Origin of the sequence: Pseudomonas sp. Sample_9 (assembly GCF_004307535.1) — a bacterium.
Classification (GTDB): domain Bacteria; phylum Pseudomonadota; class Gammaproteobacteria; order Pseudomonadales; family Pseudomonadaceae; genus Aquipseudomonas; species Aquipseudomonas mercuritolerans.
Genome location: NZ_RAZO01000084.1, coordinates 1 through 6,779, shown reverse-complemented (window position 1 = coordinate 6,779; position 6,779 = coordinate 1). Strand labels below are relative to the sequence as shown.

The following is a 6,779-nucleotide window of genomic DNA, read 5'->3' as shown; positions in this document are numbered from 1 at the left end:
AAGCGGTCCTCGGCGTGGTTCATGGTGTAGAGGATCTGTTCCGGTGACAGGCGCACGTTGATGGTGTGAATCACCGCGCCGATCATCGGAATGGCGAACATGCATTCCAGATAACGGTGGCTGTCCCAGTCCATCACCGCCACGGTGTCACCGGCCTTCACGCCAGCAGCCGTCAGCACGTTGGCCAGCCGCGCAACCCGCTCGATCAGGGTCGGATAGCTGTAGCGCAACTGGTCGCGGTAGATGATTTCGCGGGTTTTCTCGTAACGGGCGCCGGACATCAGCAGCCGTTTGATCAGCAATGGATACTGGTAGGCCCCATCGGCCGGCGGAATGACCCGAGTCTGCAACATAAGAATCCCTTTTCTGACTGCACGGTGTTGGCGGAGAGATTCGTACTCTAGTGCGCCTGCATGACAGTCAAATCAGCCAAAGGAATGATTTGCAGAGCCGTACAAATGCTAGCTTTGCGCCAGCATTTCGGGCCGAAGTTGAAGAAAACACGACCGGTGGGAGCGAGCCTGCTCGCGAAGGCGTCGGGTCAGTCGACATTTTTGGTGACTGGACTGGCGCTTTCGCGAGCAGGCTCGCTCCCACAGGGATTGATGTGTTCCAGTGCTCAATGCATCTCGGTGAACGCGATTTTCACGCCGAGAGCAATCAGTACCGCGCCCATGGTGCGGTCGAACCAGTGGCCCATGCGGGCGAAGCCGGCGCGCACCCGTTGCTGGCTGAACAGCATCGCCACCAGGCAGAACCAGATCGCCGTCGCCACCGCCAGGTACACCCCGTAACCGGCCTGCACGGCCAGCGGTGTGTGCGGGTTGATCACCACGGTGAACAGCGAGAGGAAAAACAGCGTGGCTTTCGGGTTCAGACCGTTGGTGACGAAGCCCGAGGTAAACGCGCCCCGCGCGGTGCGTACGCCGGTTTCCCGGTGCAAGTCATCGTTGACGGTTTTCGCCGGTTGCGCGCGCAAGGCCTTGAAGCCGATGTAAAGCAGATACGCGGCGGCGGCCCACTTCAGCGCGTTGAACAGCACGATCGACTGCGACACGATCAGACCGATGCCGAGCAACGAATAGCCGACATGCAGGAAAATCGCCGTGCCCACGCCCAGCGCGGTCCAGGTGCCGGCGCGGCGCCCATGGGTCACGCTCTCGCGCACCACCACGGCAAAGTCCGGGCCGGGGCTGGCGACGGCCAGAAGATGGATCAGGGCAACGGTCAAGAACTCGGTCCAGTACATGGGCGCTCCTCAGGATTCGAATGTTCACACTGGGCTCATTGCCGAATGCTTTCCCTGTGAGAGCGAGCCTGCTCGCGAAAGCGCTGGGTCAGCCAACAGAGATGTTGAATGGGCCAGAGCTTTCGCGAGCAGGCTCGCTCCCACAGGTGGTTCAGGGCATTTCGGTGTCGAGTAACCAATTGTTTCATCTGGTAGGCTCGGCAGAGTACGCCCTCCGCTCACAGCACAAAAGGTACAGTTGATGACGAACACGCGCCGCGCGGTATTCCTTGATCACCCTTCGCTGGATCTCGGCGATCTGGACCTCGGTCCGTTGCGCGAATGCTTCAGCGACTTGCAGCTGTTCGCCCAGACTCTGCCGGAACAGGTCAGCGAACGCCTGCACGGCGCCAGTGTGGCGATCACCAACAAAGTCGTGATCGACGCCGCTGCAATGGCTGCCAACCCGCAGCTGAAACTGATCCTGATCAGCGCCACCGGCACCAACAATGTCGACCTCACTGCCGCCCGCGCTCACGACATCACCGTGTGCAATTGCCAGGCTTACGGCACGCCGTCGGTGGCGCAACACACGATCATGCTGTTGCTCAACCTCGCCACGCGCCTGGCCGACTATCAAAAGGCTGTGGGCGCAGGCCGCTGGCAACAGGCGAAACAGTTCTGCCTGCTCGACTACCCGATCGTCGAACTGCAAGGCAAAACCCTCGGCCTGCTCGGCCATGGCGAACTCGGTGGTGCCGTGGCGCGACTGGCCGAGGCGTTCGGCATGCGCGTGCTGCTTGGGCAGATTCCCGGGCGCCCGGCTCGGCCGGATCGCCTGCCGCTGGAAGAACTGCTGCCGCAGATCGACGCCCTGACCCTGCACTGCCCGCTCAACGAGCACACCCGGAACTTCATCGGAGCCGGCGAGCTGGCCGCGATGAAGCCCGGCGCATTCGTGGTCAATACCGCTCGTGGCGGCTTGATCGACGAGCAAGCGCTGGCCGACGCTTTGCGCAGCGGCCACCTCGGCGGTGCGGCGACCGATGTGTTGAGTGTCGAGCCACCGACCCAGGGCAATCCGCTGCTCGCCGCCGATATCCCGCGCCTGATCGTCACCCCGCACAATGCCTGGGGCAGCCGCGAGGCGCGCCAGCGTATCGTCGGGCAACTGAGCGAAAACGCCCAGGCGTTCTTCAGCGGTAAGGCGCTGCGGGTCGTCAGTTGATAAACTGCGGCACTTTTTTTCAAGGAGCAGTTATGGATCCGCGCAGTGAAGTACTGCTTCGTCAGGCCGAGTTATTCCAGGGTTCGCTGCTGTTGGCCGGCCTGCCCGCCGATGATTTGCTCGGGCGTCTGCCGAATGCGTTCGGCTGGTGCTGGCACGCTGGCGACCAAGCCGCACTGGACGCGCGTTTCGAAGGCCGCAGCCAGTTCGGCGTGAATGTCCCGGAGCGCGAGTTCGACAGCGCTGTGGTGTTCCTGCCCAAATCCAAGGACCTCACCGACTACATCCTCAACGCCGTGGCGTCGCGTCTGGCCGGGCGTGAAGTGTTTCTGGTCGGGGAAAAACGCAGCGGTATCGAAGGCGCGTCGAAACAGCTCAACCCGTTCGGCAAACCGCGCAAACTCGACAGCGCTCGCCACTGCCAGCTCTGGCAAGTCACCGTGGCCAATGCGCCTGAAGCGAAACCGCTGGAAAGCCTGGCGCAGACGTACGAACTGCCGCTGGCCGAAGGGCCGTTGAAAGTCATCAGCCTGCCGGGCGTGTTCAGCCACGGACGACTGGATCGCGGCAGCGCCCTGCTGCTGGAGCATCTGGACAAACTGCCGAGCGGCCATCTGCTCGATTTCGGTTGCGGCGCCGGCGTGCTCGGGGCGGCGGTGAAACGTCGCTATCCGCACAATCAGGTGACGTTGCTGGATGTCGACGCGTTCGCCGCCGCCAGTAGCCGTCTGACCTTGGCCGCCAATGGCCTGGAAGCCGAAGTGCTGACCGGCGACGGCATCGACGCCGCGCCGATGGGTTTGAGCGCGATTCTGAGCAATCCGCCATTCCATGTCGGCGTGCACACCGATTATTTCGCTACGGAGAACCTGCTGCGAAAAGCGGCGAAACATCTGAAAAACGGTGGCGAACTGCGCCTTGTGGCGAACAGCTTCCTCAAGTATCAGCCGCTGATCGAGGAGCACCTGGGCGTGTGTGCGATCAAGGCTGAAGGCAATGGTTTCCGGATCTACCGGGCCAAGCGCGGCTGAAAATTTGTTCTTGCCCAATCGTATTTGCCTAGGCAGAATCCGCTCCGTCCTAGGGGAGTAGTCTCCCACGAGCGCCATGCTCGTCCGGCATACGTCAACATACTTGATCCTCAGATCATGGCGTATGCGACCCAAGCGTCCGCACCAGACGGATCGCAGGGTTTGACAAGACCTATGACACGCACACCTTACCCGGGGCGGGAAGGCTGTACGTGTCATAGCCGTGTCGACCCGCCCCTTAGGAAATCCCTGATGCTGGACTCGCTACTCGTTCCCACCGCTATCGTTGCCTTGGCCGAAATCGGCGACAAGACGCAACTGCTCGCGCTGATTCTCGCCGCTCGCTTCCGCAAACCCTGGCCGATCATCGCCGGGATTGTCGCCGCGACCCTGGCCAACCACGCAGCAGCCGGTGCGGTAGGTGCCTGGGTCGGCAGTTTCTTCTCCGACGCCGTCCTGCACTGGATCCTCGCCGCCAGCTTCGCCGCCACGGCGCTGTGGACCCTGGTCCCGGACAAAATGGATGACGACGAAGCCAGCACGGCGCGCAAGTTCGGCCCGTTCCTGACCACGCTGATCGCGTTCTTCCTCGCGGAAATCGGCGACAAGACGCAGATCGCCACGGTGATGCTCGCCGCGCAATATCCGGAACTTTGGCTGGTGATTATCGGCACCACCGTGGGCATGCTGATTGCCAACGTGCCGGTGGTCCTGGCGGGTAACTTTGCTGCAGAGAAACTGCCACTGACCCTGATCCGCCGCCTCGCGGCTTCGGCGTTCATGATTCTGGCGATTGTTGCGGTTTATAAAGCGATGCAGAGCAGCGGCTGGGTTTGAAGCAGCTACAAGCTGCAAGCTGCAAGCCCAGCGAGTCTGCTTTGACTTGTAGCTTGCCGCTTGAAGGTTGTAACTGCTCTATTCAGGACTTCGGGGCTTTTTCGTACAGCGGCATCACCTTCGGAATCGCTGCCTGCAACGCAGCAATGCGGCTGCTCGATGCCGGGTGGGTGCTCATGAATTCCGGTGGCGCGCCTTCGGAAGCCTTGCTCATCTTGTCCCACAGGGTGATCGCCGCGTTCGGGTTGTAACCGGCGCGGGCGGCCAGTTCCAGGCCGATCAGGTCGGCTTCGTTTTCGTTGGCGCGGCTGTTGGGCAAGGTCATGCCGTAGTTGGCCACGGTGTCGGCCAGCGCCAGGCTGTCCTGCCCCAGACCGAACAAGGCACCGGCGCCCTGCTTGGCCATCTCCATACTGTACGCCTTGGACATCGCTTCACGACCGTGCTCGCGCAGGGCGTGGGCGATTTCATGGCCCATGACCGCAGCGATTTCATCGTCGGTGAGTTTCAGGCTGTCGATCAGCCCGGTGTAGAAGATGATCTTGCCGCCGGGACCGCAGTTGGCGTTGAGCTCATCGCTCTTGATCAGATTGACTTCCCATTGCCACTGCGCCGCGTCCGGGCGGAATGTTGGCGCCTGGGCGATCAAGCGGTTGGCGATGGTCTGCACGCGCTTGGCTTCAGGGCTGGTCTTGTCCAGCACACCTTTGCTCGACGCCTCGCCGACAGTCTTCTGATACGACTGCGCGTACATCTGATCGACCTCTTGCGAGGACAGCATGCTGAACATGTACTGCTTGCGCTCCACGCCCACGGCGCCGCCGCTGGTGGTGTTGACCGACTGACAACCGGCCAGCAACAGCGCTGCGCTCAAAGCACTTACCACTAATGTCTTGTTCATTCAAAAGCTCCCTGAAAACCTGAGGCGTATCCTAGGCGGCTAATTGTATTGGCGCCAGATACAACGGACGCATTGCGCGTACATTCACCTATGGCCGCAAGACCTCGTGGAAATTCCTCAAGCGCATTGAATCCGCCGCGCACTGATCCATCAGCGACATCGCGGGACGATTCCGACCAGCGTCTCTCATGGCCGCGCCCGCCCCGCCGATAAATCCCTCGCAGATTGTCCTCTTGCGTGCGGAGCTCCCATGAAGTTCAAGTCGATCCAGTTTTCCGTCGCCGCCCTGGCCGGCGCCATCGTTCTGAGCGTGGTCGCGGCGCTGGTGCTGTACGCGCTGTTCTCCGGCGCTCGCACTCAAGAAATGGTGCAACAGCGCACCCAGGCGCAGTTCGAGCAAGTCATCGAACAGCGCCTGACCTCGCTCGCGCAGACCCAGGTCAGCCAGATCCAGCGCGAACTCGAAGCGCCGCTGTTGATTGCCGGCGGTCTGGTACGCGTGAACGCCCTGCTCGGCGCGACCGGCGCCGACGGCCAGCCGCGCCTGAGCGTCAGCCGCGAACAACTGATCAGCCTGATCAAGGAAAACGTCGAAAAGAACCCGAAGATTCTCGGCACCTACATCGGCTGGGAAAAAAACGCACTGGACCACAATGACGCGGCCTACATCGGCAGCTCTGTAGTTGGTATCGATCCGGCCAACGGCCGCTTTTTGCCGTGGTGGTTCCGCAATACCGACGGCAGCCTGGGCGTGGACAAACTGGCCGATGTCGACGATCAGAAAACCCTGTCCACCGGCATACGCGCCAGCGAGTACTACCTGTGCTCGAAAGAGACGAAGAAAGCCTGCGTGATCGACCCGGCACCGTACAAGGTCGGTGACAAGATCGTCATGCTCGCCTCGTTCATCGAACCGATCATGGTCAACGGCGCATTCCAGGGCATCGTCGGTGCCGACCTCTCGGTCAATTTCATTCAGGACATGCTGCTCGCCGCCAACCAGAAGCTTTACAGCGGCGCCGGTGAAATGGCGCTGGTCGGCGGCAACGGGAGGATCGTTGCCTACACCAAGGACTCGAGCAAATTCGGTGAAAAAGTCAGCGACATCCTCGACGCCGAACAGGCCAGCAATCTCGCCAACCTCAAGCGCGACGAGGTCACCTATTCGGTGAATCAGGCCAAGGGCCGCATCGAACTGTACCTGCCGTTCGGCATCGGCCAGACCGACGCACGCTGGACGCTGATGCTGCAACTGCCGCTCAACGCGGTCATGGCCGATCTGCAAAACCTCCAGGCCGACCTTGATGCCCAACGCAAATCCGACACCTTCGGCATGGCCATGGTCGGCCTGGTCATCGCCGGCATCGGCCTGCTGGTGATCTGGCTGGTGGGTCACGGCATTGCGCGGCCACTCAAGCAAATGGTCGCCATGCTCGATGACATCGCTCAGGGCGAAGGCGATCTGACCCGGCGTTTGAGCAGCGACCGCAGCGATGAACTGGGCTCGATTGCCAAAGGCTTCAACACCTTCCTCGCCAAGTTGCAGGCGATGAT

The 6,779-nt window shown here is 61.6% G+C and carries 7 protein-coding genes and 1 riboswitch; of the genes, 4 read left to right on the top strand and 3 right to left on the bottom strand.

Annotation, left to right across the window (positions count from 1 at the left end):
• Together D6877_RS04815 and D6877_RS04805 are read right to left on the bottom strand one after the other, a co-directional pair.
• Window positions 1-353: AMP-binding protein (locus D6877_RS04815; RefSeq protein WP_153189060.1), on the bottom strand; the 353-nt coding region annotated here is incomplete at its 3' end.
• Between the two features lie 266 nt (window positions 354-619).
• Complete coding sequence (locus D6877_RS04805; RefSeq protein WP_039761334.1) at window positions 620-1,249, bottom strand: LysE family transporter; 630 nt, start codon at window positions 1,247-1,249, stop codon at window positions 620-622.
• A gap of 241 nt (window positions 1,250-1,490) precedes the next feature.
• Here D6877_RS04805 and D6877_RS04795 point away from each other — a divergent pair, with 241 nt between their 5' ends.
• The 3 genes from D6877_RS04795 to D6877_RS04785 all read left to right on the top strand — a co-directional run bounded on the left by D6877_RS04795 (window position 1,491) and on the right by D6877_RS04785 (window position 4,324).
• On the top strand, window positions 1,491-2,456 hold the full coding sequence (locus D6877_RS04795; RefSeq protein WP_130910030.1) for a 2-hydroxyacid dehydrogenase: 966 nt from the start codon (window positions 1,491-1,493) through the stop codon (window positions 2,454-2,456).
• Window positions 2,457-2,488: 32 nt separating this feature from the next.
• Window positions 2,489-3,487 carry a class I SAM-dependent methyltransferase gene (locus tag D6877_RS04790; RefSeq protein ID WP_016773244.1) on the top strand — a complete coding sequence of 333 codons (999 nt, stop codon included), beginning with the start codon at window positions 2,489-2,491 and terminating at the stop codon, window positions 3,485-3,487.
• 40 nt (window positions 3,488-3,527) lie between these two features.
• Window positions 3,528-3,650, top strand: a riboswitch (yybP-ykoY riboswitch).
• A gap of 89 nt (window positions 3,651-3,739) precedes the next feature.
• On the top strand, window positions 3,740-4,324 hold the full coding sequence (locus D6877_RS04785) for a TMEM165/GDT1 family protein (RefSeq protein ID WP_041479980.1): 585 nt from the start codon (window positions 3,740-3,742) through the stop codon (window positions 4,322-4,324).
• 82 nt (window positions 4,325-4,406) lie between these two features.
• On the opposite strand, the gene D6877_RS04780 is transcribed toward D6877_RS04785, so the two are convergent.
• Window positions 4,407-5,225 (bottom strand): M48 family metallopeptidase, encoded by an 819-nt coding sequence (locus tag D6877_RS04780; RefSeq protein WP_130910029.1) that lies wholly within the window; start codon window positions 5,223-5,225, stop codon window positions 4,407-4,409.
• Window positions 5,226-5,475: 250 nt separating this feature from the next.
• On the opposite strand from D6877_RS04780, the gene D6877_RS04775 reads away from it, so the two are divergent.
• A partial coding sequence (locus D6877_RS04775) for a HAMP domain-containing protein (RefSeq protein WP_130910028.1) occupies window positions 5,476-6,779 on the top strand: 1,304 nt, incomplete at its 3' end.

What these genes read in the sequence shown, in the direction of transcription:
- D6877_RS04780 (WP_130910029.1), bottom strand. Translation starts at nt 5,225, where the DNA reads ATGAACAAGACATTAGTGGTAAGTGCTTTGAGCGCAGCGCTGTTGCTG.
- D6877_RS04805 (WP_039761334.1), bottom strand. Translation starts at nt 1,249, where the DNA reads ATGTACTGGACCGAGTTCTTGACCGTTGCCCTGATCCATCTTCTGGCC.
- D6877_RS04795 (WP_130910030.1), top strand. Translation starts at nt 1,491, where the DNA reads ATGACGAACACGCGCCGCGCGGTATTCCTTGATCACCCTTCGCTGGAT.
- D6877_RS04790 (WP_016773244.1), top strand. Translation starts at nt 2,489, where the DNA reads ATGGATCCGCGCAGTGAAGTACTGCTTCGTCAGGCCGAGTTATTCCAG.
- D6877_RS04785 (WP_041479980.1), top strand. Translation starts at nt 3,740, where the DNA reads ATGCTGGACTCGCTACTCGTTCCCACCGCTATCGTTGCCTTGGCCGAA.